The 26,302-nt window shown below is 63.1% G+C and carries 19 protein-coding genes and 1 tRNA gene; 10 read left to right on the forward strand and 10 right to left on the reverse strand.

Annotated features, from left to right (window positions below):
- Nucleotides 1–615: 615 nt before the first annotated feature.
- Nucleotides 616–1,692, reverse strand: coding sequence for an ABC transporter substrate-binding protein (locus INQ47_RS18480; protein ID WP_252459362.1), 1,077 nt, complete (start codon nt 1,690–1,692; stop codon nt 616–618).
- 213 nt (nt 1,693–1,905) lie between these two features.
- On the opposite strand from INQ47_RS18480, the gene INQ47_RS18485 reads away from it, so the two are divergent.
- Complete coding sequence (locus INQ47_RS18485) at nt 1,906–3,558, forward strand: nitrite/sulfite reductase (protein WP_021782849.1); 1,653 nt, start codon at nt 1,906–1,908, stop codon at nt 3,556–3,558.
- Nucleotides 3,542–4,036 carry a DUF934 domain-containing protein gene (locus INQ47_RS18490; RefSeq protein ID WP_003250391.1) on the forward strand — a complete coding sequence of 165 codons (495 nt, stop codon included), beginning with the start codon at nt 3,542–3,544 and terminating at the stop codon, nt 4,034–4,036. The genes INQ47_RS18485 and INQ47_RS18490 overlap by 17 nt, the downstream gene beginning before the upstream one ends.
- Before the next feature lie 46 nt (nt 4,037–4,082).
- Here INQ47_RS18490 and INQ47_RS18495 read toward each other — a convergent pair whose 3' ends face one another.
- The gene (locus tag INQ47_RS18495) at nt 4,083–8,270 is read right to left on the reverse strand and encodes an NEL-type E3 ubiquitin ligase domain-containing protein (RefSeq protein ID WP_404702290.1); all 4,188 of its coding nucleotides are present in this window, start codon (nt 8,268–8,270) and stop codon (nt 4,083–4,085) included.
- A gap of 205 nt (nt 8,271–8,475) precedes the next feature.
- Between INQ47_RS18495 and dkgB the strand changes: the two genes are divergently transcribed.
- The 5 genes from dkgB (at nt 8,476) to INQ47_RS18520 (ending at nt 14,057) form a co-directional block, all read left to right on the forward strand.
- Entirely contained in the window at nt 8,476–9,279 is an 804-nt protein-coding gene (dkgB, locus tag INQ47_RS18500) for a 2,5-didehydrogluconate reductase DkgB (RefSeq protein ID WP_404702291.1), read from the forward strand.
- A 20-nt stretch (nt 9,280–9,299) separates the two neighbouring features.
- On the forward strand, nt 9,300–10,472 hold the full coding sequence (locus INQ47_RS18505) for an MFS transporter (RefSeq protein ID WP_404702331.1): 1,173 nt from the start codon (nt 9,300–9,302) through the stop codon (nt 10,470–10,472).
- A gap of 251 nt (nt 10,473–10,723) precedes the next feature.
- Nucleotides 10,724–11,956 (forward strand): MFS transporter, encoded by a 1,233-nt coding sequence (locus INQ47_RS18510; protein WP_404702292.1) that lies wholly within the window; start codon nt 10,724–10,726, stop codon nt 11,954–11,956.
- Between the two features lie 36 nt (nt 11,957–11,992).
- Complete coding sequence (locus INQ47_RS18515; RefSeq protein WP_209964927.1) at nt 11,993–12,766, forward strand: helix-turn-helix domain-containing protein; 774 nt, start codon at nt 11,993–11,995, stop codon at nt 12,764–12,766.
- Between the two features lie 142 nt (nt 12,767–12,908).
- Entirely contained in the window at nt 12,909–14,057 is a 1,149-nt protein-coding gene (locus INQ47_RS18520; protein WP_252459358.1) for a M14-type cytosolic carboxypeptidase, read from the forward strand.
- 88 nt (nt 14,058–14,145) lie between these two features.
- Here the strand turns inward: INQ47_RS18520 and INQ47_RS18525 are convergent, their stop codons facing one another.
- The 7 genes from INQ47_RS18525 to INQ47_RS18555 form a co-directional block, all read right to left on the reverse strand.
- On the reverse strand, nt 14,146–15,117 hold the full coding sequence (locus tag INQ47_RS18525; protein ID WP_404702293.1) for a spore coat protein U domain-containing protein: 972 nt from the start codon (nt 15,115–15,117) through the stop codon (nt 14,146–14,148).
- The gene (locus INQ47_RS18530; RefSeq protein WP_404702332.1) at nt 15,114–17,411 is read right to left on the reverse strand and encodes a fimbria/pilus outer membrane usher protein; all 2,298 of its coding nucleotides are present in this window, start codon (nt 17,409–17,411) and stop codon (nt 15,114–15,116) included. Before INQ47_RS18530 ends, INQ47_RS18525 begins: the two co-directional genes overlap by 4 nt.
- Before the next feature lie 108 nt (nt 17,412–17,519).
- Nucleotides 17,520–18,296, reverse strand: coding sequence for a molecular chaperone (locus INQ47_RS18535; RefSeq protein WP_404702294.1), 777 nt, complete (start codon nt 18,294–18,296; stop codon nt 17,520–17,522).
- 40 nt (nt 18,297–18,336) lie between these two features.
- Nucleotides 18,337–18,840: a spore coat U domain-containing protein gene (locus INQ47_RS18540; protein ID WP_020192458.1), complete on the reverse strand. Its 504-nt coding sequence runs from the start codon at nt 18,838–18,840 to the stop codon at nt 18,337–18,339.
- A gap of 3 nt (nt 18,841–18,843) precedes the next feature.
- Nucleotides 18,844–19,377, reverse strand: coding sequence for a spore coat U domain-containing protein (locus INQ47_RS18545; protein ID WP_404702295.1), 534 nt, complete (start codon nt 19,375–19,377; stop codon nt 18,844–18,846).
- An 18-nt stretch (nt 19,378–19,395) separates the two neighbouring features.
- Nucleotides 19,396–19,932 (reverse strand): spore coat U domain-containing protein, encoded by a 537-nt coding sequence (locus INQ47_RS18550; RefSeq protein WP_404702296.1) that lies wholly within the window; start codon nt 19,930–19,932, stop codon nt 19,396–19,398.
- Nucleotides 19,933–19,962: 30 nt separating this feature from the next.
- Nucleotides 19,963–20,490 carry a spore coat U domain-containing protein gene (locus INQ47_RS18555; RefSeq protein ID WP_404702297.1) on the reverse strand — a complete coding sequence of 176 codons (528 nt, stop codon included), beginning with the start codon at nt 20,488–20,490 and terminating at the stop codon, nt 19,963–19,965.
- A 267-nt stretch (nt 20,491–20,757) separates the two neighbouring features.
- Between INQ47_RS18555 and INQ47_RS18560 the strand changes: the two genes are divergently transcribed.
- Genes INQ47_RS18560 through INQ47_RS18570 form a run of 3 tightly spaced genes read left to right on the forward strand, consistent with a single transcriptional unit; the run spans nt 20,758 to nt 25,882 of the window.
- On the forward strand, nt 20,758–23,004 hold the full coding sequence (locus INQ47_RS18560) for an ATP-binding protein (RefSeq protein ID WP_404702298.1): 2,247 nt from the start codon (nt 20,758–20,760) through the stop codon (nt 23,002–23,004).
- A 15-nt stretch (nt 23,005–23,019) separates the two neighbouring features.
- Nucleotides 23,020–23,481, forward strand: a complete 462-nt coding sequence (locus INQ47_RS18565) for a response regulator (RefSeq protein ID WP_021782864.1) — start codon at nt 23,020–23,022, stop codon at nt 23,479–23,481.
- Between the two features lie 13 nt (nt 23,482–23,494).
- A complete protein-coding gene (locus INQ47_RS18570) occupies nt 23,495–25,882 on the forward strand; it encodes a response regulator (RefSeq protein WP_404702299.1) in 2,388 nt (795 codons plus the stop codon).
- 116 nt (nt 25,883–25,998) lie between these two features.
- On the opposite strand, the gene INQ47_RS18575 is transcribed toward INQ47_RS18570, so the two are convergent.
- Nucleotides 25,999–26,073: transfer RNA gene (locus INQ47_RS18575), tRNA-Gln, on the reverse strand.
- Nucleotides 26,074–26,302 lie beyond the last annotated feature (229 nt).

Genomic DNA, 26,302 nt, shown 5'->3' on the forward strand with positions numbered 1-26,302 from the left:
GTGTCCAACCCCCGATGTGTGTCCACCACCGATCTGTGTAGGAGCGGGTTTACCCGCGAATACGGTCGCGGCGGCAACGGTGAACGGCGGGTGGTAATTGGCCAGCAGGCCCGGCCCTTTCGCGGGTAAACCCGCTCCTACGGCGGCCTGTGTCCAACCCCCGATGTGTGTCCACCACCGATCTGTGTAGGAGCGGGTTCACCCGCGAATACGGTCGCGACGGCAACGGTGAACGGCGGGTGGTAATTGGCCAGCAGGGCCGGCCCTTTCGCGGGTAAACCCGCTCCTACAACGGTCCTGCGTCATTCTCAAGGCAGATGTTTCCACCGCGAAGAGGCGGGCACAGGCAATAATAAAGCGCCTGCGAGATTCCCTCCCGCAGGCGCCCCTGCTACATCACGGTCTTGAGTTTCAAGTTACTGGTGGCTGACCCAATACACGGCAGTGACCACCACCAGAACGATCAGACAGAGGATCGCCCAGGCATCGACACTGCTGTCAGCTTTGCGGACCTTGGTTGGGTTTCCCATTGCATTGCCTCTTGTAGTGGTTATGGGAATGCACTTCACCACCAGCAGTTAAGACGAGCAATGTCCTTCCCTCAAGCAGGGTCATTCAATATTCGACCGGTGACGCCAGAAACGGGTAACGGTAACCGGGCGGCCGCCCTTCGGCACTGTAACGCCGAAAATCGACGCCGTAGTCGTCCCTTTCCAGCAGCTTCAACCAACGCCTGGCCTTGGCCTGATCGATTTCCTGCAATACCGGAACACGGCGCTCGCGAAGGCCGTCGCGGTTCAACGCCAGCCCATGGGCATCATCGTGCAGCATCACCATGGCCCAACCGCCAAGGGTGAAATGCCCCCCCATCAGCACGCTCAAGCGCCCATCGATACGCGCGCGCAAGGCTTCGGCCGAGCTGTTGACGGCACCGAACAGCACATCACGCCCCGGCGTATACCCGGCCTCCTCGAACGCCTGCATGGCACCAAAAGCCATCTGGTCATTGGCCGACCACACCAGGCGGGTGGCCGGGTAACGCTCCAGCAACTGTTGCGCCTGCTCGTAGGCGCGCTGGCGATTCCAGCCGCCGTATACCACCTGCCGCAAGCGCACCTGAGGGAAATCGGCCAAGGCGCGGCGCATGCCCTCAACGCGCAACTGCGAGGCCGGGGTGGTCTTGACCCCGGCAAAGGCAAGCAGATCCACCGGCCCTGCGTTGCGAGGGAGTTGTGCGAGCATCGAGTGCAACATCTGGTAGCCCGCCTGCTCGTCGTTGCTCATCAAGGTACCCAGCGGCTCGGCATACTTGTCGGGCTGAGCCTCGATGCTGAGGCGCTGGCTGGCGGTCAGGCCATTGTTGACCAGCAGCAGTTTCACCCCGGTGCCACGCGACAGGCGCAGGATTTCCGGTGCCACGTACTGCTCGTTGACCAGTACCAGGTAATCCGGCCGCTGCGGCGCGTTCAGGATCGCCCGGGCCTGGGTCAGTATCAGGTCGGCGCGGCGCTCGCTGTATTGCACCTGCAGGGTCATGCCCAGCTCGTCCGCGGCGGCCTTCATGAAGCGGGTATAGCTGGTCCAGAATGTCTCGGTGGACAGCCCCGGGTTGAGAAACACCACCGAAGCCGGTTGCGCATTTGCCACCAGTGGCAAGGCTAGGCACAAGCTTTGGCACAGGGCCTTGAGCATGGGGTCACATCTCTGCGAAGCAAACGCCGGATTATAAACGCCTGGCGACGCTCAGCGCACAAATGGCAGTCAATCTCACATAGTCCATTTGGTTCTTTTCATATGCAAAAACATCACTTTAGCGCATAACCGCAACCTGATATCGTTCCCCGGCTCCGTACCGGAGTGCGCGGCCGTGCGCGCGAATAGCTGCATGCCTGAGACAGGACTTTTATGTACGTATACGACGAGTACGATCAGCGGATCATCGAGGACCGCGTCAAGCAGTTCCGTGATCAGACCCGCCGCTACCTGGCCGGTGAGCTGAGCGAAGAAGAATTCCGCCCTCTGCGCCTGCAGAACGGCCTTTATATCCAACGTTTCGCGCCGATGCTGCGTGTCGCGGTGCCGTACGGCCAGTTGAACGCCAATCAGGTCCGCACCCTGGCCAAGATCGCTCGCGACTACGACAAGGGCTATGCCCACATCTCCACCCGCCAGAACGTGCAGTTCAACTGGCCGGCGCTGGAGGACATCCCCGACATCCTCGCCGAGCTGGCCACCGTGCAGATGCACGCGATCCAGACCAGCGGCAACTGCCTGCGCAACACCACCACCGACCAGTTCGCCGGTGTGGCCGCAGACGAAATCGTCGACCCGCGCCCGTGGTGTGAAATCGTCCGTCAGTGGACCACCTTCCACCCGGAATTCGCCTACCTGCCACGCAAGTTCAAGATCGCCATCAACGGCTCGCAGGAAGACCGCGCCGCTATCGAAGTGCACGACATCGGCCTGGAGCCGGTGCGCAACGCTGCCGGCGAACTGGGCTTCCGTGTGCTGGTCGGTGGTGGCCTGGGCCGTACCCCGGTGGTGGGCTCGTTCATCAACGAGTTCCTGCCGTGGCAGGACCTGATCAGCTACCTCGACGCCATCCTGCGCGTGTACAACCGTTACGGTCGCCGTGACAACAAGTACAAGGCGCGGATCAAGATCCTGGTCAAGGCCCTTACCCCGGAAGTGTTCGCCGAAAAGGTCGAGGCCGAAATGGTCCACCTGCGAGGCGGCAGCACCACCCTGACCGAGGCCGAAGTGCAGCGTGTGTCGCGCCACTTCGTCGACCCCGAGTACCTCGCACTCGACAACGTCGACTACACCGCACTGGATGCCGAGTACCCAGGGTTCGCCCGCTGGCGCTCGCGCAACACCCGTGCCCACAAACGCCCGGGTTACGTGGCTGTGACCCTGTCACTCAAGCCGACCGGTGTTGCTCCGGGTGACTTGACCGACAAGCAGCTGGACGCCGTGGCCGACCTGGCCGAACGCTACAGCTTCGGCTTCCTGCGCACCTCGCACGAGCAGAACATCATCCTCGCCGACGTCGAGCAGCGCCAGCTGCACGCGCTGTGGCTGGAACTGCGCGAGGGCGGCTTCGCCACTCCGAACATCGGCCTGCTGACCGACATCATCTGCTGCCCGGGTGGTGACTACTGCTCGCTGGCCAACGCCAAGTCGATCCCGATTGCCGAGTCCATCCAGCGCCGTTTCGACGACCTGGACTACCTGTTCGACATCGGCGAAATCGACCTGAACATCTCCGGCTGCATGAACGCCTGCGGCCACCACCACGTGGGCCACATCGGCATCCTCGGCGTGGACAAGAAGGGTGAGGAGTTCTACCAGGTGTCGCTGGGTGGCAACGCCGCGCGCGGCGCAAGCCTGGGCAAGATCCTTGGCCCGTCCTTCGCGCAGGATGACATGGCCGATGTGATCGAGAAGCTGATCGCCGTGTACGTCGAGCAACGTACCGAGGAAGAGCGTTTCATCGACACCTACCAGCGTATCGGCATCGACCCCTTCAAGGAACGCGTCTATGCAGCGAATCATTAAGAACAACCAGATCGTCGACGAAACCTGGCACCTGCTGCCCAAGGAAACCTCGTTCGACGAGCTGACCAACTGCGACGACTACATCGTCCCGCTACAGATGTGGCGCGACCATGCCCATGTGCTCAAGGCCCGCGATGGTGGCTTGGGTGTATGGCTGGACAGCGACCAGGAAGCGGAGGAAATCGGCGAAGACGTGCACCACTTCCAGGTCATCGCCCTGAACTTCCCGGCATTCACCGACGGCCGCAGCTACTCCAATGCGCGCCTGCTGCGTGACCGCTACAAGTTCAAAGGCGAACTGCGCGCCATCGGCGATGTGCTGCGCGACCAGCTGTTCTTCATGGCCCGCTGCGGCTTCGACGCATTCGCCATCCGTGCCGACAAGGACCCGGAAGACGCGCTGCAAAGCCTGAAGGACTTCTCGGTGACCTACCAGGCCGCCACCGACGAACCGCTGCCGCTGTTCCGCCGCCGCTGATCGTCCCGCCCCAGCAAACAGCCCGCCTCTCGGCGGGCTGTTTCGTTCATAGGCCGTGGCGTTGAATTGCCTCTCGGCTCAATTCAAGCAAAAGCTGCCGTTTCGCGACCTCACGCTCTGCGCAGATATGCTCGACTTGGGCAAAATAGTCGACATCGCTCAGCGTTTTCGATTGTTCGAGCAACGCATCCAGGCGCTGCTGAAAAGGCTCGTCCAGGCGGCTGAAGCGCGCCGCCTGCTGCTCGTGCAGATAGTCCTGCCAGAAGGATCGATCTGCCAGCGCCTGAGCCAAGGCTTGTGGCGTTTCCTGCCGCAGCACCTCGCTGCGCGCGGCGTCCAGGTCTTCACGGCCAACGCCGCTGAAACTCTCATACGAAAGATGGCTGGGCTGCACGGGAAGGTCGAGGCTATCCGCCAGCCTGACGCGATAGGTCAGGTAAACCTCAACGGGATCGTTCGAAAAGTAATCCGCAATATGCCGCGCGGCAATTGCGTTGACTTTGTCCAGGCGGAACAACGAACGCCCCAGCCTGACCAGCGCCCGCTCCTTCTGCAACCCGGTACCGGCTGTTCCGGCCCTGACGACCATCGCGCCAATCTCCAGCTCGCTGAGCGTCAGCAGCAACTCGTCGCTGCAACTGCGCGGTCGGGCAACTTGCTCGAACAGGCTCGCGCGTACTTCAGCGTGCTGTTCGCAGGCTTCGAGGATATGCCACACCCGCGCCTGAAGGTCGCGCGGTTGTGCGTCGTATTCACGCAGGGCGCGTAAATCATAGAAAAAGCGGAACAGATCCTGTGCCCCGGCTTCCTGGCTCAAGCGGTTCCAGCTCGCCAATCGCACCTCGCGCTGGGCTGGCGTGAACCCTGAAAACCAAGGGGCTGCAGCGTTCGGGATCGAAGTGGCATGGGCCGCACGCCGACGCTCAGCGGCCCCGGCCGACGCCCTGGCCAACTGCAAGCGCTGCAGGGTTTCGTCCGAGAGTGGGTTGTCGTGCAGCTCCAGGCCCCGCAACAAGCGCAGCGGCACTAGGGACAACGCTTCAGGCAGCGTCTGGATCTGGTTGTCACGCATGTCCAGCAACTCCAGATTACCGTGCCTGGCCAGATCAGCGGGCAGTTCGCCCAGCCCGGTGTTGCGCAAGGACAGCCGGCGCAGCAAGGGGAAAGACGCCAAGGGTGGCAGCAAACCGACCGGGTTGCCGTTGAGCTCCAAACGGCGCAGCTCCACAAGCTGGCTCAAACGCAGGTTATCCTCGCTGGAAAGCACGATCTGATTGCCGCCAAGGCGCAGGTTTTTCAATTCGGTCAGTTGCTCGATACCTGCAGGAAGGCGAGTCAGCCGGTTGTTCCGCAAGTCCAGGTTGCGCACCTTGCTGAAGCGACCAAGAAAGCCCGCATCAAGGCTCGTCACCTGCATATCGCGCAGGGTCAGGTGCGTGATGTGGTCGAAACTCACATTGTCAGGCAAGGCCGGCAGGTCACCCACCCGCTCACCCACGAGGGTCAGGTGGTAGTCACCCGCCATCTCCCCAGGGGTAAAGCGCTGCCAGCTTGCCGTAATGCGCCTGGCAACCTTGATACGACGCAGGCGGCGGACAATGTTCAGCCCTGCGTCATTTCGCCAGGCTTGCAATGCCTGCTTGAGGCTTACCTTGGCCTGTAGCAGTTGGCTGACATGGTTCCACGGATCCACCCCCCGCTGCGCCAGGTCTTGCAGGTAGACCTCCAACTGCTCACTGCTCATCACCGGATACACGTGGTTCAACGTGCGGCGCAGTGCCTGGCGGGTCCCTGTCAGGTGGCCACTGAGCGGGTAGCCCAAACGCCCATCGAACAACCGCACAGGAGGGCGAATCCCCTGCCCCACACGGGCCAGCCCAATCATCCGGGCCGCCGACTCACGATCTGCGAGTGCCTCACGCCCAAGCCGCTCACCCAGTGCGTCATCCGTCATCTGGCTCATACCAAGCAACTGTCGCTGACGGCTGTCCAGTTGCTGTCTCAACGTCTGCAGCAACCCACCCCTGCCTGCGGCAGGCAGCTCAACGTTGACCCCGGTCGACCAAGGGGCGATGGCATCGATCAGGCCCAACGCGAGCTTGCCGGTATCGTCATTTTCTGCGGCGGCCTGGCGCAACCCTGCGCAGGCACGGTCTATCCGGCTGTCGCGTATTGCCCAGCGTGCACGTTCCGCCAAGGCCAGGGGTACCCGGCCTGCGCCAGTCAGGCTCTCCATCTCGACACTGCTGGCTCCCTCGACGATTTCCCGTGCGCAGCGGTGGGAAAGGCCTGGGAAGTCCCGCATCAAGACCCGGTCCGCTGCTTGCGGGCTGATCTGTCGCTCGTTGAAGACCTCCTCGAAAGCTTCACCTCGCAACGCCGGAAAATCACGGTGCAATTGCTGGCGCTCGATGGCATCGAGCAAGCGTGCCGGCGGGGGCGCATTTTCCAGTAACAAACGGCGCAGGCAGTCAGTATCGAAACCGGTTGCCTGCAGCGCTACGGATACCGCCTCATCGGGCACCTGCGCCGTGCGGCTGGCAAGGCGGCGCACCATGCTGGCGGGGTCATGCCAGCGCTGCGGTTGCTCGAACTCATGCACCCATCCCCCGGCACCATTGTGCTCAAGTGCCGGTGAATACGCCCCCGGCCTTGATGGATGATGAATACGCCATGCGCCATCGTCCCCTTCGCTCACCTCATAGACAGCCTCGGGCAGGCGCCTCAGCGAACGGCCAGTTTCATTCACGGCCTGTCCTACCATCAAATCGACGCCCTCACGCTGATAGCCCGACAAGGACGGATCACACAGCCGCAACTGGCCATCGCCCAGGCTTACCGGCACCATGGCATCCACCCGCGCCACTCGCTGTGCCAGCTTGCCAAGTGCCGCCGCCCCGGCCGTCGTCACCGCCGCTATCACGACCGTGTCGGCCACGTTGAACAAGTGGCCCAATGCGGCGTCGCGATCACCCAACTGCCAATCCTGGTAGCCTTCGTACACCTCACCCGCCAGTTGCACCACCGTAAGCCCCAGCAGGGCCTGCCCCAACACAGGCACAAACAGCGCTGCCAGGCCTGCCACGCTCAAGCCCAAGTCCAGATAACCCTGCAAACGTGCGCGGCGGTCGGCGATATCCTCATCCTCTGTCGATACCGCCAGTACCCGCGCGTCATCCCGCATTTTGTCGATCCGGGCTTGGCGCAGCGCGACGAACACGTCGCCCTCGATCGCAAAACAGCGGCCATCCAGCTCAAGCGGAAGAACAGTATTACCGTGGTTGAGCAGCGCGTTCAGCGTCGCGCAGAAGGCGACGCGATCACGCTCTGCGACGAAGCGCTGGAAGTACCGCCGATACGCTTCATTACGCAAGCGTATGCCAAGGGTCATGTACAGCAGCTCCCAGCTGGTGTGCCAACTCACCGGGGCATACGGGTCCTCAGGCAACCACGCGATAACGCCAAGCAGGCGGGCGTTCTGACGCACTTCGATCACCAGTGCGCCAATGACTTCCTTGCCCAACAGCCTCAGGGTGTGACACTTCAACACGGTGTCGTCGGCTGGCAGGAAAGACGCTGTTCCCACCACCTGGTTGATCCACTGACAGGTCTGCTCATCGATTTCACCCTTGATCCTTGCGGCGATTGCAGCAAGCGCCAGGTTGGCGCTCATCGCCTCCTCCAGGGTGCTCTCGGCGCCCCCCCCCTCGCCTTCAAGCTTCGCTTGCAAATGGCTTTGATAACGCCTGCCGATATCAAGGTCTCTGCAAAGGCGGACAAAGGCTTGCGCACTTAGCGGCAGCAGGTGCCCGCTAGCCGTGACCAACTGCGACCCGGCCGCGAACCAGCCAGGCTGCATTTCCTTTTCGTGGAAGTTATGCAGTGCCGCCGAGAGCAGGGTCTGGGTGCTGACGATGCGTGTCGAAGTGCTTGGTAAAGCAGGAGATATCGACGGTCTTGGCTGCAGCGTCACCAGCCTGAGCTGTGCCTGGCGCAGGTCTACCTGCCTGATCGAATGGGCCTCAAGTGCTCTTTTGAGCAACGACTCGGCGAACTCATCCAAGGGGGTTATGGCCCCTAACCAGGCGTCTACTTGGTCCTGCGCCCGCTGTTGGCGCAAAGCAGCGGCGCGCAGCCCTGTCAGCTCTTGGGCAGACGCGCGCTTGAGCCAGCCTGGCAGCTGACGGGCAATCAGCGCATCGATGGAATCGGCAGGTATTACGGAAGGGGTCATGGGCAGCCTCAACGCTTGATGAAAAAAGCGCTAGCTGAACAAGGTTCCAATCCCCTCTGGCCCTATTTATGTAGTGAATGCACAGCTTGAAAATGTATTTTTGCCTACAGGTCAAATGACTTTGGCGCCGTAGCGGCTTATTCGCTGCCGTTCAAACCTGCACACTGGGCACCACATGATCCTCCCCCTATTCAGGAGCAACCCCATGAGCGTTCCTTCCTTCGGCCTCGGCACCTTCCGCCTCACCGGCCAAACCGTCATCGACTCGGTCAAGTCTGCCCTGGCAGTCGGCTACCGTGTCATCGATACCGCACAGATCTACAAGAACGAAGCCGAAGTCGGCCAGGCCATCGCCGAAAGCGGCGTGCCGCGCAGCGAGCTGTTCATCACCACCAAGATCTGGGTCGACAACTACGCCGCCGACAAGCTGATCCCCAGCCTGCGTGACAGCTTGCAGAAGCTGCGCACCGATTATGTCGACCTGCTGCTGATCCACTGGCCAGCGCCGGGCAACGGCGTAGAACTGCCCGAGTACATGAAGGCCCTGGCCGACGCCAAACAGCAAGGCCTGGCTCGCCAGATCGGCGTTTCCAACTTCAATATCGAACTGACCAGGCAAGCCATTGCCGTGGTCGGCAAAGGGGAAATCGCCACCAACCAGATCGAGCTCAGCCCGTACCTGCAGAACGCCAAGCTGACTGCGTTCCTCCAGGAACAAGGGATCACCGTGACCTCGTACATGACCCTGGCCTACGGCAAAGTGCTGAAAGACCCGGTACTGGCCCAGATCGCCGCCAAGCACAAAGCTACTGTCGCCCAGGTCGCCCTGGCCTGGGCCCTGCAACTGGGCTATGCCGTGATCCCGTCGTCGACCAAGCGTGAAAACCTGGCCAGCAACCTGCTTGCCCGTGGCCTGAAGCTGGACAGCGACGACATGGCACGCATCGCCAAGCTGGAGCGCAATGGCCGCGAGGTCAGCCCTGACGGCCTGGCGCCAACCTGGGACTGACACTGATGACTGCTCAAACAATGAGACCCGGCCGCGTGCTCTTCGCGTTGGCCATTGGCGCCTTTGGCATCGGCACTACCGAGTTCACCCCGATGGGGCTACTGCCAGTCATCGCCCAGGGCGTGGAGGTGAGCATCCCCAGCGCCGGCATGCTGATCACCGCCTATGCCATTGGCGTGATGGTCGGCGCGCCGATCATGACCCTGCTGTTCAGCCGCTTTGGGAGGCGCGCTGCGCTGATGGCATTGATGGCCATCTTCACCCTTGGCAACCTGCTGTCGTCGCTGTCGCCGGACTACTACACCCTGCTCGCTTCGCGACTGGTCACCAGCCTCAACCATGGTGCGTTCTTCGGCCTGGGAGCCGTGGTGGCAGCCAGCGTGGTGCCCAAGGAGAAACAGGCCAGCGCCGTGGCCACCATGTTCATGGGCCTGACCATCGCCAACATCGGCGGCGTGCCAGCCGCCACCTGGATCGGCCAGCAGATCGGCTGGCGCATGGCATTTGCCGGCACCGCCGTACTCGGCCTGCTGGCCATGGCCGCACTGTGGTACGCCCTGCCCAAGGGTGAACGCGGCAGCGTGCCGCATGTGCGCAAGGAACTGGCAGTCATTGCCCGCCCCAGCGTGTTGCTGGCAATGGCCACCACCGTGCTCGGTGCCGGCGCCATGTTCACCTTGTACACCTACGTGGCACCAGTGCTGGCCGAACTGACCGGTGCCTCGGACAGCTTCATAACCTTGGGGCTGGTACTTATCGGGGTTGGCTTCACCCTTGGCAACAGCCTGGGGGGCCGCCTGGCGGACTGGTCGCTGGATGGCGCGGCGAAGATTTTCCTCGCCGTGCTGGCGCTGATCATGCTGCTGATGCCCCTGATACTGAGCAGCCACATCGGCGCCGCCATCGCCCTGCTGGTCTGGGGCATGTTCACCTTCGCCGTGGTACCGCCGCTGCAAATGCGCGTAATGACTGCCGCCATCGAGGCGCCGGGCCTGGCATCGTCGATCAACGTGGGTGCGTTCAACCTGGGTAACGCCGTGGGCGCGGCGCTGGGTGGTGCGGTTATCAGCCTGAACCTGGGCTACGCCGCCGTGCCAATGGCCGGGGGTGTGCTGGCGGCTGCGGGGCTGTTGCTGGTATGGCTGGGCGGGCGCAACAAGGTCGCCGGCAAGACCGCAGCCGATATGGCCTGATCGCATCACCTGCTGGAGCGGCCCATCGCGACACAAGGCCGTTCCTGCACACGGGCCGCGCCCGATACACCTCTGTCCTTCCTCACGCTGTAATGATGGAATGCCGGGCGCCTCCGTTCTCTTTTCAGGCTGCGGGCAAGGATGCCCGAAACGCGACATTGGCTGCCTGTTCGGCGTGAGACAGGCCACCTGTGCACTGGATAACCTGCTGCGGCAATGCCTTGCTCCCTTGCCATAGAAGAACCTTGCCCATGACAACCTCCGCCGCCTCCGTAGCCGCCGCCACGCCTGCCGACCAGCCTCAGGGCTTTGTCGTGCGCATCGTCGGTGCTGCTGCATTCGCCCACCTGCTCAATGACCTGATTCAAGCCGTACTGCCATCGATCTACCCCATGCTGAAAAGCGATTTCGCGCTGAGCTTTGCCCAGATCGGCTGGATCGCCTTGGTGTATCAGGTAACCGCTTCCCTGCTGCAACCCTGGGTCGGCATGTTCACCGACAAGCACCCACAACCCTACCTGTTACCTGCCGGCATGCTGGTGACGCTGGTGGGTATCGCCCTGCTCGCCTTTGCTGGCAGCTATGAAATGCTGCTGGTGGCTGCCGCCGTGGTCGGCGTGGGTTCGGCCACCTTCCACCCAGAGGCCTCGCGGGTGGCCAGAATGGCCTCCGGCGGGCGCTTCGGGACCGCGCAATCAACCTTCCAGGTCGGCGGCAATACCGGCTCGGCCCTCGGCCCGCTGCTCACCGCTGCCATCATCATTCCGCACGGGCAACCGGCCATTGCCTGGTTCATGCTGGCCGCTGCGCTGGCTGTTATGGTGCTGCTGCGGGTGACGGGCTGGAGCGTGCGCCACGGCCAGGCCCGGCTCAAGAGCTTCGCGGGCCAACAGGCCCCTGGCCTGTCGCGGGGTGCCATGTGGCGCGCGGTGGTGGTGATCGCCGTGCTGATGTTCGCCAAGTTCGTCTACATCGCTTCGTTCACCAACTTCTTCACCTTCTACCTGATCGAGCATTTCGGCCTGAGTGTGCAGCACAGCCAGCTGTACCTGTTCGTGTTCCTCGCAGCCGTTGCGCTGGGCACCTTTGCCGGTGGCCCGGTGGGTGATCGCATCGGGCGCAAGGCCGTGATCTGGGTCTCGTTCCTCGGCGTGGCGCCCTTCGCCCTGGCCCTGCCCCATGCCAACCTCGCCTGGACAGCCGTACTGGCGGTGGCCATCGGCCTGGTGATGTCCTCGGCATTCGCTGCCCTGGTGGTGTATGCCCAAGAGGCGGTGCCAGGCCGGGTCGGCATGGTTTCGGGGGTGATGTTCGGGCTGATGTTCGGCATCAGCGGCGTGGGTGCAGCCGGCCTGGGCACACTGGCCGACCAGCATGGCATCGAATGGGTGTACCAAGCCATCGCGTTCCTGCCGCTGCTCGGGTTAGCCACCGCCTTGCTGCCGGCCACCCGCTCGCGGGCCCGCCCTGGCCGTTGCTGCTAAAGTGGCGCTGCCAGGCTGCTCCGATATGAGGTCACGATGGTAAAGCCGCAGCGTGAATTGTTGGTGGAGGTCGATGAGTGGACCTGGGAAGTCGGTAGCCGTGCGACAGACTACCCAAGCGACTGGTTCATCGAGCCCCATAGCCATACCAAGCATCAACTGATCTATGCCATCAAAGGCCTGATGATCGTCGAGTCCGGCAACGAATGCTGGACGGTGCCACCCAGCCGCGGTGTGTGGATGCCTTGCGGCCAGGTGCACGCCATTCGCTGTGTCGGCGACGTGAAGATGCGCAGTGTGTTCGTGCGCATCGACGCGGCAACGGGCCTGCCCCTGCAGAGCAAGGCCATCAGCATCTCGCCCTTGCTCAGCGAACTGATCAAGGCCTCGGTGGGCTTCACCGCTCCGTTTGCCGAGGACTCGCGCGAAGCCCGGGTCATGCGCCTGATTCTCGACGAAATCTGCGTCCTGCCAACCTTGCCGCTGAAGCTGTCGCAACCCAGCGACCAGCGGCTGCGGGTGATCTGCGCGGCATTGCATGAACGGCCCGAGGATAACGCCACCGTTGCCGACTGGGGCGCGCGACTAGGGGTGGACGAAAAGACCATCCAGCGATTGTTCCGCAAGGAAACCGGCATGACCTTCGGCCAGTGGCGCCAGCAGGCGCGGCTGATGCAGGCACTGGAGCGGATAGCGCTGGGCGAGCGAATCATCGATGTGGCGGGCGCGTTGGGCTATGACAGCCCAAGTGCCTTCGCCAGCATGTTCAAGCGCCAGTTCGGTACCACGCCCAGCCAGTTCTTCAAATAACCTGAAGTCCACACATTTGCCGGCCACCAGCTTGCTGCATAAGGGCTGTCCGCTAGCGGCTCGCCCTGCCTGATCTTGCACAGCATCCCCGCCAAGCCGTATACAGTACCCCTACAACAATGCCCGCAAAGGAGCCCGGCACATGACCGTGACGCTGTCCCCCCTGCAGATCGACTGCGATTTCGACTCCGGCAACATACAGGTACTGGATGCCAGCAACCCGGCCCAGGTACACCTGGCCATTCGCCCGGACACCCACAGCGGCCACTACCAGTGGTTCCACTTCAAGGTCAGCGGGCTGACACCGGGGCAGGTCCATCGCTTCAGCCTGGACAACGCTTCCGGCTCCTCGTACAAGAACGCGTGGAGCGGCTACAACGCGGTCGCCAGCTACGACCAGCAGCGCTGGTTCCGTGTGCCAAGCCAGTTCGACGGTACGGCGCTATCGTTCGAGGTCAAGGCTGAACAGGACCAGATCTGGTTCGCCTACTTCGAGCCCTACCCGCGGGCCCGCCACAACCAGCTGATCGAACGTGCCCGCGAACTCCCCGGGGTCGAGTTGCTGGCCTGCGGCCGCAGTATCCAGGGCCGCGATATCCCGCTGCTGCGGGCAGGTGACGGTGCCGAAGGCAAACGCAAGCTGTGGCTGATTGCCCAGCAGCACCCGGGCGAGCACATGGCCGAATGGTTCATGGAAGGCGTGATCGACCGCCTGCAGGCCAACGACGCAGTGGTCCAGCAGCTGCTGGCCAAAGCCGACCTTTACCTGATCCCCAACATGAACCCCGACGGCGCCTTCCTCGGCCACCTGCGCACCAACTTCAAGGGCAAGGACCTCAACCGCGCCTGGCAGGACGCCAGCGTCGAATTCAGCCCGGAAGTGTTCTTTGCACAGGCGCAGATGAAGCAGTACGGTGTGGATGCCTTCATCGACGTGCACGGTGACGAAGAGATCCCCCACGTGTTCACGGCCGCATGCGAGGGCAACCCGGGTTACACCCCTCGGCTGGCCAAGCTCGAAGAGCAGTTTCGTAGCACCTTGTGCAGCCTGACCCGCGACTTCCAGACGGTGCATGGCTATACCCGTGACGAACCCGGACAGGCGAATACGACACTGGCCTGCAATGCGGTGGGCATGGCCCATGACTGCCTGTCACTGACGCTGGAAATGCCGTTCAAGGACCATGACGACGCGCCCGATGCAGTCACCGGGTGGTCGGGGGCGCGCTCCAAGGCACTGGCCGGAGCGGTGCTGGAGACCCTGGCCAACATGGTAGACGATTTGCGCTGAACCCCGCCTTGCGTGCCCCTGAAGAAGCAGCCCGTCGCGACACGCGGCGGCTCCTTCGGGGGTATTGACTGCCGCACGGATGACGGGTTCAGAACTGCACATCCAGTATCACACTGTCGGTATAGGTCGCAGCCGGCGGTGTCGCCTGATCGGTATAGACCTTGGCGTTGTAGTTGAACACCTGGCTACCCGTGCCGGTACCCACGCCGGGGTTGATGTCGGCATCCGTACTGGAACGCCTGGCAGCCCCTGACGCCCCCCAGCGCACGGTCCCGGCACTTTTGAAAATGTCATAGGCCAGGTAGTTGTTGGCCGAAGACTTCATCCGCCGCCGCCCACCGGACACGTTCTGTCCGTCACCCAGCCCTACCGTGTAGCTGCTGCCCTTGGTGCATGACACATTTATGCCCTGGCTCACCGTGCCGAACCCCGCCACCACCGGCGCACTGGCGAAACTGATGTCAGGGGTGGTGATCTGGCAATCGTTGGTCACCGTCAGGCTCACGTTCAAGATCTGGCTACCCGAGCCGGTGTCACGCCCAAGGCATATCCCCAACGCGCCAATACCCGAACAATAATCCCAGTTCCAGGCCACGGTCAGGGCCTCCTGATACAACCCGGCCGCGACATTGCTGCCAATTTGGGTGCGCATGTAGATCGGCACCGCCTTGGGCGTGGTACCGCCGAGCAGCCCCAGCAAGTCGAGGATACCGTTGCGGGCGAAGTCGTAGGCCACACCCCGGGTAATCGGGTAGCGGGTGGTGTTGTCGGCATAGAGCGTGTAGGGAATGACATCGCCTGTCGGGCCGACCAGGCCACCCGAGGCGGGCATGATCGTGGCATAGAAATGATCACCGCTGCTGAGCACGGTCAGTAGTGAACCGGTGCACTGCAACCCGGAGTTTAGGCTGGAAGCCGTCTGTACCGTGTTGCGAACCTGCGTTGAATTAAGGCTGCCAAACGCTGCAGGCAGCGTGGCCACCGACGAGCAAAGCGCCCAGGCCGTACTGCTCGGCAACAGCAGCACGCTCGCCACCAGGCCCCACCGCCAGGCATTCATCGGCACACCAACGGACCAATCAAAGGGATCGAGCCTTGCGCCTCAGGCAGGTCGAACGACACTTCGCAATTTCCTCCCCCTTCAAGCGTTACCTGAAGGCGGTTATGCGACGACAGGTTCTCCAGGTACACCAACCCGTCCCACCCCACCACCGCCTGCGTACCACTCTCTGCGTGGGTGACACGGCTACCCAGTTTGAGCACCTGCTGGTTGCCATCCACCAATTCGACACTGGCCGCCATGACGCGCTTGAGGGGGAATTCCAGCAAGTAGCCACTGCCCCGTCGCACCGCTACACGCTGCTCAACGTCCGGTGCGAGGACATCCGGTGGCAGGTTCATGGGGTCGATCTCGTACTTGCCCCGGTAGTAACCGCTGCTGTAAGGCACCAGCAAGTGCCCCTTGGCATCGGTGCGGCCGATCTCCTGGTTTTCATAACGCACCGGCACATCGGCGTAACCTGCGGTGCTGACCACCACGAAGGCATCATCGATACGGTTGGCGGCGAACACGCCGGCATCCATCCACACCAGAGAACCACTGGCATCGGCCCAGCGGGTCATGTCGCCGCTGCTGCCATACACACCGGCCTGCAATTGCACCGATTGCAGGCGCCAGGTGACGTCGGCCTGGCGATAGGCATCACGGTCGCTGCCTGCGGCATAGCCCAGGTTGTAACCGACGCCGACACCGGCTGGCACCGCACGGCTGTAGTTGACCCGTTGCAGGGTCTCGCCTTCATGGCTGCGTTCCATGCTCAGCGCCAATGTGCCGTGCAGGTCGAACGGGATCACCAACTGCGCCTGCACCGCCCACTGTCTGTCACCCACTTCACGGTTGGCCGACAGGTACACACTGCTGCTGCCCCACAGTGGCTTGCTGTAGCTCAGGTTGATCAACCGGGTACGTGTACCGTCACCGGCGCGCACGTCGAAGTAGCCAGCGCCAATGCTGCCATACTCGTTCAGGTTGACACTGAGGGTGACCTGTTCGCTGCTTTTGCTCAGTTGCATGTCCGGGGAGCCCACCCGACTCAGGTCGGCATACTCGCCATGGCGTTGCAGGCGCTGGTAACCAAAGCCGATGCGCTGGCTGTTGTACTGGTAGCCAAGGGCGACCTGATGGCCCTTGTCGCCATCGAACCGGCTTTGCGCCAAGGCAGCGTTGAGCACGCCGAAGTTGCCCACGCGCATGTTGCCGCCCAGCCCACCCAGCATCAGCGACTCAGCCGTTTCGGCGTGGGTTTCCAGGGTGAAGATGTCACTGAGCCCATAGCGCAAGCTGCCCGAGGCAATACCCGGCCCATAGCTGAAATCGCGTACGCCATAATCACGGCGCAGGCTGCCGGCGGCCACCGAGTAGTCCGACAGGCCCTTCTGCAGCAGGCTGCTGGTGACATAGAACGGCAAGGTGGTCGACACCTGCCGGCCAAGGGCATCAGTGGTGACCACCACCGCTTCCCCGGCACCGTTGATGAACGGCACGTTGGTAAGGGTGTACGGCCCTGGCTGCAGTTCAGTGGTACTGGACTTGAAACCGTTGATGAACAGGTCGAGCGACGTGGGCACCGCCGCTTCACCGGCGAACGCAGGCAATGGGTAAGTGACAAGATCCGGACGCGCAGCGAAGTCGCGTGACAGCTGCACCCCACCCACTCGTACCGAGCTGCTCCAGGGCAAGGCGCCCGTCACGAAGTCACCGGCTTCGTAGGTCAGCAGGCGCTGCTCGTCGGTGAAGCGCCAGGTGGTGTCGTAACGCATGAAGCCACGGCGCGTATCGTCCGCCTGTGCGCCATTGAAAGACTGGCGCCACTGGCCGGTACTGGAGAAGGTACCCCAGCTGTCGAACAGGCGCAGCTCGTTCCAGGCCGCCAGGTAGGTGCCGCCTTCATCGGTGTCGTTGAGATACAGGTCGTAGTTGAACAAGGCGCCGAAACTGCTGCGCGCATCGCTGGCCGGGTAAAGGTTGCGATCACCCACTTGCTGTTCTGGCAACCAGGCTGGCGGCACTTGCAGCAGCAGGCGCTGGTTCTGACTGTCGTAGTCGGTGTGCAGCCCCGCGATGCTGTCCAGGGCCACCTCCCCCTGGGGGTTGCCCGGCAGCGAGACGCCGGCTGCACGCAATACGTCGCTGTCCAGGTACAACCGCCCGGCCCGCTGCTGCACCGGTATCAGGTCAACCCTGGGCATCTGGTTCACCACCAGGTCGAGGTAAAGGGTGGCCTCGGCGATGGCGGACATCTCCGTGGGCGGTGGGGGCAAGTCGTCGGCCAGCACCAGTGCGGGGCCGACCATGGCCAGCCCCAGGCACCAGCGGCACGTCGTCGCCGGGAGCCATTTCACACACGGTTTCCAACCATTGCCGGGTCCTCCCTGGCCCCTGCACTTCATTCAGCCGTTGGCTCATTGGCCTTGGCGGATGGCGTCCGCCGAGCGCTGACCATTGACCCTGCCCTTCAGCACGCTGACGCTGCCGGATGCCACGGGAGCCGGCCAGCGCATGCTTGCCCCCGGCAGCACATAACCCAGCAGGCCTTCAGCCAGTGGCTTGCTCTGGCGGCCTTGCTGCACGACCACATCGGTCAGCCGCGCATGTACCGGGCCCGTGTTACGCAGTTCAATGTAGGGCTTGCCCTGCACCGTCACCGGGCGCCAACTGAGCTGCGGCTTGCCCACGCCCTCGGCATTGCGTTTGCCTTCAGGGTCGGCCTTGCCCCACAGCCCCTCACCATAGACAAACAGCGGCACCGAATAGCGCATCTGCAAACGAATGGCCGCCGTAGCCCCAGGCTCGGCCTTGTCGACCGGAATGGCGGGCGGAATCTCGTCGATGATGATGCGGTAGGCCTGCTCTTGGCCGGCCGGTGAAGGGCCGGTACGGGTCAGGCGGATCAGCTGCTTCTGCCCGGGTGCAATGTTGGCGACCGGCGGGCTGCCGATAATCTCGCGCTGCGCCTGGAACTGCTCCTGGTAATCACCCTGGCGCCAGGCGAATACCCGCACCTGCAGGTTTGCCGGCGCAGTGCCACGGTTTTCCAGCCACAATGCACCTGCCTTCTGGTCGGCCTCCAGCACCGGGTCGATCGGCCAGATCAGCACCGAAGTGGCCGCCCAGGCCGGCAGGCTTGCCAGCGACAATAATCCAGTCAATCCACGCGTCCACTTCGCGCCTGCCCGCATGCAGCTCTCCTTAGACACTTGTCATGGGTGGCGCTGGCCGTTACCAGGTCACCGTCACTTGCACCACATCGGTGTAGGTCCCTGCCGGCTGCGTGCCGGTCAGCTGAACCCGCCCGTACACCGGTAGCTTGATCGCCGTCGGGTCGGAATAGCTCACCGCCACGCTCTGGCCGATCCCCAAGGCCTGGCTATAGGCGGCGTCCCGGTACAACTGGTAGGCCAGCACTTGCGTGCCACTGGTGCGCTTCAGGTTGCGTGTGCCACTGGCACTGTTTTGCCCGCCGTCCAGGCTCATGCTCATGGCCACGCCCGGCGTGCACTGGAACGTCACGGTAGAACCACCCAGCGATGTGCTGAGCAGCCCCGTGGACAGCGCCGACTGCGAGCCATAATCGAGCGTGCCGTAGCTGGTGACACCCCCCACCACCAGGCACCCGGCGACAACCTGCGCCGTCACCGTGAAGGTACTGGTGGTCACTGCCCCCAACGGGGCTGCCAACAGCATGCTGACGCCAGTCAGGCCTCCTGCCAGCCAGCCGCGCATGGGTCAGAACGACAGCTCGACCGAAATCGTGTCGCTGTAGACCCCTGCAGGCAGGCCCGCTTTGCCGACGGCCTTGCCGTAAAGGTTGACCGTCTGAGCGGCGCCGGTACTGGTCGGCAGGGTGATGGTGTCGTCGACCGCCAGCAACGTCGTACGCCCAGCGTCGGTATAGAGGTCATACGGCACAAAGTTGCCAGAACCATCGGCGAGCGCACGGGAGCCACCACTAGACTGGCCGTCATGCAGGCCTGCCCGCACTTTGATCACAGGCACCGTACCTGCAGAGCACAGAACGCTCATGGCGCCCCCCCCGCCTCCCAGCACCTGGGCTTCGGCGGTGACAAACAAGGCATCATGGGTACCGAAGTCCAAGGCACCGAAGTTAAGCCCCGACGTGCCCGACGTGCCATTGACCTGGCACGCCGCAGTCAGCGTCAGGGTCGAGCTGATACTCCCCGTTACCGTGGCCGCCTGGGCCTGGGAAGCCAACGCCAGGCCCAGGCCTGCGAGGACGCAATATGAAAGGTTCGTTCGCATCGGGGTCTCCTTGCGGGGTTACCAGTCCAGGGTCACTCTGAGGGTGTCGCGGTAAAGCCCGGCCGGCAGCGCACGCGGTTGCGCCACTACCACACCGTAGATGGGAATCGGGACTTGCTGGCTGCTGCTGATGGTGAAGGCACGCGCCTGGCCGACGCCGTAGCGGCTGTTACCGCCTGGGTCGACCGCCAGCTGGTATGGAATCAGTTCACGGCCGTTACTCAGGCGGCGTATGCCATCGTCGCCATTGAGGCCACCATTGATACGCACGTTGAAGGCCCGAACTTCAGGGGTGCAACTGATCTGCAGGTTGCCCTCACCGCCCATCTCGTCCACTTGGCTGCGCAAAGGCTGGTCCCAATTCGGACCGCGCTCGCCAAAGTCCATTACGCCTGGGTCACCCAGCACAGCCGGTTGCGTCTCGTTGCTGCTGATCTGGCAAGACGCGCTGATCACCAGCCGTGCCTGGATGAAACCGGTGGTGCTGCCATGCACCGCACCGCCGGGGATCAGCAGCGGGCCGAGGGTGAGCAACAGGATCGAAGTGCGGCTCATGGCATGGCGTCCTTGTGCATGGTGGCGTCCCTACCAGGTGACGGTGACTTTGAGCAGGTCGGCGTAAGCCCCTGCTTCCGGCACCCAGGCCAATTTGTCGATACGTGCGTACAACGGCAATTCAACCGAACCGCTGCCCGGCACACGCGCCGACAGGGCTACCCCCACCGCCAGAGGCTCACGCCAGGCAGCGTCACGGTACAAGCGATAAGGAATGGGCCGCGCCAGGCGGTCGTGGCTGACCAGGTAACGCAGCTCGCCGACGCCACCATGCTGGCCACCATCGACGCGCACCTGATAGGGCGTATCCGGGTTGCACTCAAGCCGCGGCGGGCGCTGGCTCAGCAGCACGCCGCTCAAGGGCGCGCCAAGGCCATCCAGGCGCGCCGTCGCACCCAGGTCGATTCGCCCCAGGGCCTGGGCTCCCGCATCGCGGGGCTGGTTGACCAGCATGCAGCCACGTTGCACCAGCACCCGAACTTCCACGAGGAAATCCGCAGCCACGGTACTGCCGCTGAACAACAGGCCGAACAGCGCGGCCAGCATGCGCTCCGTCACCTTGTTATCCTTATCGAGGTGTCTTGAACTGAGCGTAGCAGCGAGGCAGCGCAGCCGAAGTAGCACAAAGCCATTTTTTTGTATTAGCGACAAAGCGATACCGTGGTATCAAAAAAAGCCTGTGCCGCACAGAACCCCTGGCCAACCCGTGCCTCCAATGGCCAGGAGCCGGTAAATGGGCCGGGATTCTGTTAGGGTGAATCGTACTCGTCCTGCGCCAGACACCTGTGCCGTACACGGACAGACATGACAGGAGCTTTTTCAATCATGACTGCAGACAACTCACTGGCAGACGCCATGGAGCGCTGTGCCCAGGAACCGATCCAGGTTCCGGGCAGCATTCAGCCTCACGGCTTTCTGCTGGTGCTGGATGCCACCGACCTGTGCGTACTGCAGGCCAGTGAAAATGTCGAGCACTGGTTGGGCTTGCCAGCCCGTGAACTGATCGGTTGTCACTTCTCCGACCTGGTTCACGATGGCTTTGACCTGCACGCACACCTCTCACGGCTTCCCGAAGATGAGGTCTTCCCATTCCACATTGGCGACGTGCGCTTGCGCCAGGGCGCACCCGTCAGTGCCCTGCTGCACTTGCTGGTCCATTGCCACGATCAGGTGCTGATTGCCGAGTTCGAACCACCCCGCCTGCCAGCAGACCTGGCCGGGCAAGGTGACTATTACCCGTTGGTCCGCAGCTTTGTCGCCAGTCTGCAACTGGCCAGCAGTATCGAAGACCTGCTGCAGCAAACGGTGTTGCAGCTCAAGCGCATCACCGGCTTCGGGCGGGTCAAGGCGTACCGTTTCGATGCCGAAGGTAACGGCCAAGTGCTGGCTGAGGTAGCCGACCCGGGCTACCCTAGCTACGCGGGCCTGTGCTTCCCGGCTGCAGACATCCCGCGCCAGGCGCGCGAGCTGTACCGGGTCAACCGCATCCGTGTGATCGAGGATGCCAACTATCACCCCTCGCCACTGCTGCCCGCCATCAACCCGCGCACCGGCAAGGCGCTGGACATGAGTTTCGCTGCACTGCGCAGCGTGTCGCCCGTGCACCTGCAGTACATGCGCAACATGGGCACGCTGGCCTCGATGTCACTGTCGATCGTGGTCGACGGCGAGCTGTGGGGGCTGATTTCCTGTCACCATCAGCAGCCACGCCCGGTGGACCTGCGCACCCGCACGGCTTGCGAGCTGTTGGCCAGCGTGCTGTCGTTGCAGGTAGAGTCCCGCGAGTCCCATACCAGCACGCGCAAGCTGTTGGCGCTGCGCCAACACATCGTACGCATGATCTCGTCCATGGCCGACCACGACAGTGTCAGTGATGGCTTGCGCGACCTGCCCCACGTGCTGCTGGCCTTTGCCGACGCCCAGGGCGCGGCGGTGATCTCGGCCGAGCGCTGTGACCTGATCGGCCAGACTCCGCCTGAGGCCCAGGTGACCGCGCTGGTGCACTGGCTTGGCCAACGTGACGAAGACAGCGTGTTCCATAGCGACAACCTGCGCCGCGACATCACTGAGCTACCCGAGCTGGCAAACCATGCTGGCGGGGTGCTGGCAGTGGCCATCTCGCAGATCCACTCGCACTACCTGCTGTGGTTCCGCCCCGAGCAGATACGCACGGTCAGCTGGGCCGGCCAGCCGACCAAGCAGGTCGGGCCACAGGGCAACCTCGACCCACGGCACAGTTTTGAACGCTGGCAGGAAGAACTGCGCGGCTATTGTCAGGCGTGGGACCCACTGGTGATCGAGGGTGTGATGGAGCTGCGCACCGCTGTGCTGGGCATTGTCCTGCGCAAAGCCGAAGAACTGGCACAACTGGCTGGCGAGTTGCGCCGCTCCAACAAGGAGCTCGAAGCGTTTTCCTACAGTGTTTCCCACGACCTGCGCGCACCGCTTCGGCACATCGCCGGCTATACCGAACTGCTTGGCGAAATCGAAGGCGAGGGCCTGAGCGAACGCGGCAAGCGCTTTCTGCAGCATATCGGTGAAGCGGCGCACTTTGCCGGCAGCCTGGTCGACAACCTGCTCAACTTCTCGCAGATGGGCCGCTCGGCCTTGCGCCTGTCAGACGTCGACCTAAACGCCCTGGTAGAGGCCATTCGCAGCGAGCTGGCCCCCGATTACGAAGGCCGCGCAATCGTTTGGGACATCGCGCCGCTGCCCAAGGTGATCGGCGACCCGGCATTCATCAACATGGCCTTGCACAACCTGATAGCCAATGCCATCAAGTACACCCGCGGCCGCAACCCTGCTCGTATCGGCATCAGTGCCGTACAGCACCCCGGCGAAACCGAGGTCTGCATCCGCGACAATGGCGTGGGCTTCGACATGGCCTACGCCAACAAGCTGTTCGGCGTCTTCCAGCGCTTGCACCGCATGGAAGATTTCGAAGGCACCGGCATTGGCCTGGCGAGTGTACGCCGCATCATCGAGCGCCATGACGGTCGAGTCTGGGCCACTGGCCAGATCGACCAAGGCGCCAGCTTCCACTTCACCCTACCCCGAAACACTGTTACCTGAGGCATCGCCACCATCATGCTCAAGCCCATTCTGCTGGTCGAAGACAACCCCCGAGACCTGGAGCTGACCCTGCTGGCCCTGGAGCGCAGCCAGTTGGCCAACGAGGTCATCGTGCTGCGTGACGGCGCCGATGCGCTCGACTACTTGCTGCGCCGCAACGTCTATGCCGAGCGCGATGACGGCAACCCTGCCGTGCTGTTACTCGACCTTAAACTGCCCAAGGTCGACGGCCTGGAGGTGCTCAAGGAAGTGCGCGCCACTGCCGAACTGCGCAGCATCCCCACCGTGATGCTGACCTCCTCGCGCGAAGAGCCCGACCTGTTGCGTGCCTACGAGCTTGGGGTAAACGCTTATGTGGTCAAACCCGTGGAGTTCAAGGAATTCGTCGCCGCCATCTCCGACCTCGGGGTATTCTGGGCAGTGCTAAACGAACCGCCACCCGGCTCACTGCGACTGAACCGTCGCGGTAGCAACTGAGGCCGCCGCGACGATGCATCAAACGCCGTTGAAACTACTGATGGTCGAGGACAGCTCGATGGACGCCGAGCTGACCCTGATGCGCCTGGAGCGCAGCGGGCTGCATGTACAGTCGCAGCTGGTGTTCGACCATGCGGGTGTCGAACATGCCCTGCGCCAGGCCCACTACGACCTGATCTTGTGTGACTGCGTGCTACCAGGCTCGTCCGGTACCGAAGTGCTGGCCATCGCCCAACGCCTGGCACCCGATATTCCGTTCATATTCCTGTCCGGCATTTATGGCGAAGAGCACGCGGTGGAAATGATCCGCCTGGGCGCGACCGACTATGTGTTGAAGAAGAACCTGCCACTACTGCCCAAAGCCGTGCGCCGAGCCCTGAGCGAAGTGCAGGAACGCCAGCGCCGTCGCCGCGCCGAAGAGGCCTTGGCGGACGTCGAAGCACGTGCTCGCATTGCCATCGACGCCGCCGGCATGGGCACCTGGGACCTGCGCCCGCAAGAGGGCCTGTTGCTTTGGGATGACCGCTGCAAGACCTTGTTCGGCCTGCCCACCAGCACCGAAATGAGCCTTGAAGTGTTCTACGCCGGCATCTACCCCGACGACCTGCCACTGGTGCGCGAGGCGGTGGAACATGCCATGCGCCCGGAAAGCGACGGTCATTACCGCGTGGAGTTTCGGATCGCGCAACCCAATGGCCTGGAGCCCCGCTGGTTGCTGAGCAGCGGCCAGAGCCAGTTCGTCGGTGATCAGTGCGTTCGCTTCTCAGGCGTGCTGCAGGACATCCACACGCAACGCCAGGCTACCCAGGCGCTGCGTCAGCTGAACGAGATGCTCGGCGAGCGGGTCGAGCGCCGTACCCGCGAACGCGATCGTGCCTGGGAGCTGTCGCAAGATTTGCTGGCCGTGCTGAACAAAGACTTGACCCCGGTCGCGCTGAACCCCGCCTGGGAAGCCAGCCTGGGCTTCTCACGCGAACGCCTGAGCCAGTCCTCCTTGCTGCACTTGCTGCCGGAACACGACCAGGAACAGTTACTCACCGAACTGGCCGCCCTCTCCCATGGCCGCACCAGCGCACGCTTTGTCGGTCGCATTCTGCATGCCGGCGGCCAGCAACGCTGGCTGTCGTGGGTGGTGGTGCCGGAGGACACCCTGCTGTACGTGGTGGCACGCGACATCACCAGCGAGCGCGAAGCCGCCCTGGGCCTGGCAGATGCCAACGCCCGGCTGCGCGAACAGATCAACGAGCGCGAGCGCATCGAGGCCGCTCTGCAGCAGATGCAGCGGCTGGAAGCGGTCGGGCAGCTGACGGCTGGCGTGGCGCACGACTTCAATAACCTGCTGACGGTGATACTCACCGGTGCCAGCTTTCTGGAGCGCGATCTGGCCAAGGCCGACCTGGAAAAGGCCCGCACTCGCCTCACCCATATCCGCGAGGCGGGCGAGCGTGGCGCCAAGCTGACCTCGCAACTGCTGGCCTTCTCCCGCCGCCAGCGTCTGGAGCCGGTGCCGCTGAACCTCAATCGAACCCTGGCCGGCCTGGAAGAGCTGTTGCGCCGCACCCTGGGTGGCAACGTCTCGGTGCGCCTGGACCTTGACCTGGCCCTGTGGCAGGCACTGACCGACCCCACCCAGACCGAGATGATCATCCTCAACCTGGCGATCAATGCCCGCGATGCCATGCCCGACGGCGGCCAGCTGACCCTGACAACGCGCAACACCCGTATCGACAAGCGCCCGCAACGTCCGGAAGACCCGGACCCGGGCGAGTACGTGATGCTGAGCATCCGCGATACGGGGTGCGGCATGAGCGAAGACGTGCAGGCCAAGGTATTCGAGCCTTTCTTTACCACCAAGGACATCGGCAAAGGTTCGGGCCTGGGCCTGGCCCAGGTATTCGGCTTCGCCAAGCAGTCCGGTGGCGGCGTGCGCATCGACACCACACTCGGTCGCGGTACCGAAGTGGCGGTATACCTGCCGGCGGTAAAAGAGGAGATGGTGAACGAACCCGTGGCAGCCGCGCTCAGTCAGCCGATCAGCGAAAGCGGCCATAATCGCACGGTGCTACTGGTGGACGACGACCACCTGGTGCGCGACATGCTGGGCGATGTGTTACGCCAATACGGCTACCAGGTGCGCCAGGCGCACAGCGGCGAACAGGCATTGGCCTTGCTGGATGACGATATTGACCTGCTGCTGACTGATTTCGCCATGCCCGAGTTCAACGGTGCACAACTGGCGCTGGCTGCCCGCGAACGGTACCCCCACATGCCGGTGGTGTTTCTTACCGGTTATGCGGAGTTGCAGGGGCTGGAACTGCCGTGCAGCCTGGTGATCCAGAAGCCGGTGCAGGCTGATGAGCTGGCCAGGGCGCTGAACGAAATGTTGGGGATTGCCAGGTAACCCGGTACGGCACGAACCGCGCTCAGGAGGCGCGGTGGCGCGCAAAACCACACAAACGCGAAAACCCAGTGCTCATCTTTCCTGGCACCGGGTGAAATACGTTTGAATCTGAGAAATGGCAGGGGCGGCTGGATTCGAACCAACGCATGGCAGGATCAAAACCTGCTGCCTTACCGCTTGGCGACGCCCCTGTATCGGATGCAGCATTTGCTGCTCTGACAATTCCAAGTGACTGACAACTGGGTTGTTGTCTTGGAATGCGCGGCACTTTAACAACAAACTTTCGGTCTGTGAACCCCCCCCGATAAAAAAAATGCCAAAAAAACAGCGAGTTAGTCATTTCGGCGCTGGCACAGCGACCGTCCGTCGGTTTCCGCCCGCCTCGCTTCAACACAATCGCATTCCGCACTTCCAATCAGG

It is taken from the genome of Pseudomonas sp. 3HC3, assembly GCF_044904505.1.
In the GTDB taxonomy this organism is placed as follows: Bacteria; Pseudomonadota; Gammaproteobacteria; order Pseudomonadales; family Pseudomonadaceae; genus Aquipseudomonas; species Aquipseudomonas putida_Y.

Excerpts from the sequence above, each read along its gene's own strand:
- INQ47_RS18485 (WP_021782849.1), top strand. The coding sequence starts at position 1,906 with ATGTACGTATACGACGAGTACGATCAGCGGATCATCGAGGACCGCGTC.
- INQ47_RS18535 (WP_404702294.1), bottom strand. The coding sequence starts at position 18,296 with ATGCGGGCAGGCGCGAAGTGGACGCGTGGATTGACTGGATTATTGTCG.
- INQ47_RS18565 (WP_021782864.1), top strand. The coding sequence starts at position 23,020 with ATGCTCAAGCCCATTCTGCTGGTCGAAGACAACCCCCGAGACCTGGAG.
- INQ47_RS18515 (WP_209964927.1), top strand. The coding sequence starts at position 11,993 with ATGGTAAAGCCGCAGCGTGAATTGTTGGTGGAGGTCGATGAGTGGACC.
- INQ47_RS18495 (WP_404702290.1), bottom strand. The coding sequence starts at position 8,270 with ATGACCCCTTCCGTAATACCTGCCGATTCCATCGATGCGCTGATTGCC.
- INQ47_RS18505 (WP_404702331.1), top strand. The coding sequence starts at position 9,300 with ATGAGACCCGGCCGCGTGCTCTTCGCGTTGGCCATTGGCGCCTTTGGC.
- INQ47_RS18540 (WP_020192458.1), bottom strand. The coding sequence starts at position 18,840 with ATGCGCGGCTGGCTGGCAGGAGGCCTGACTGGCGTCAGCATGCTGTTG.
- INQ47_RS18560 (WP_404702298.1), top strand. The coding sequence starts at position 20,758 with ATGACTGCAGACAACTCACTGGCAGACGCCATGGAGCGCTGTGCCCAG.
- INQ47_RS18570 (WP_404702299.1), top strand. The coding sequence starts at position 23,495 with ATGCATCAAACGCCGTTGAAACTACTGATGGTCGAGGACAGCTCGATG.
- INQ47_RS18550 (WP_404702296.1), bottom strand. The coding sequence starts at position 19,932 with ATGAGCCGCACTTCGATCCTGTTGCTCACCCTCGGCCCGCTGCTGATC.
- INQ47_RS18525 (WP_404702293.1), bottom strand. The coding sequence starts at position 15,117 with ATGAATGCCTGGCGGTGGGGCCTGGTGGCGAGCGTGCTGCTGTTGCCG.
- INQ47_RS18490 (WP_003250391.1), top strand. The coding sequence starts at position 3,542 with ATGCAGCGAATCATTAAGAACAACCAGATCGTCGACGAAACCTGGCAC.
- INQ47_RS18480 (WP_252459362.1), bottom strand. The coding sequence starts at position 1,692 with ATGCTCAAGGCCCTGTGCCAAAGCTTGTGCCTAGCCTTGCCACTGGTG.
- INQ47_RS18520 (WP_252459358.1), top strand. The coding sequence starts at position 12,909 with ATGACCGTGACGCTGTCCCCCCTGCAGATCGACTGCGATTTCGACTCC.
- INQ47_RS18530 (WP_404702332.1), bottom strand. The coding sequence starts at position 17,411 with ATGGTCGGCCCCGCACTGGTGCTGGCCGACGACTTGCCCCCACCGCCC.
- INQ47_RS18545 (WP_404702295.1), bottom strand. The coding sequence starts at position 19,377 with ATGCGAACGAACCTTTCATATTGCGTCCTCGCAGGCCTGGGCCTGGCG.
- INQ47_RS18510 (WP_404702292.1), top strand. The coding sequence starts at position 10,724 with ATGACAACCTCCGCCGCCTCCGTAGCCGCCGCCACGCCTGCCGACCAG.
- dkgB (WP_404702291.1), top strand. The coding sequence starts at position 8,476 with ATGAGCGTTCCTTCCTTCGGCCTCGGCACCTTCCGCCTCACCGGCCAA.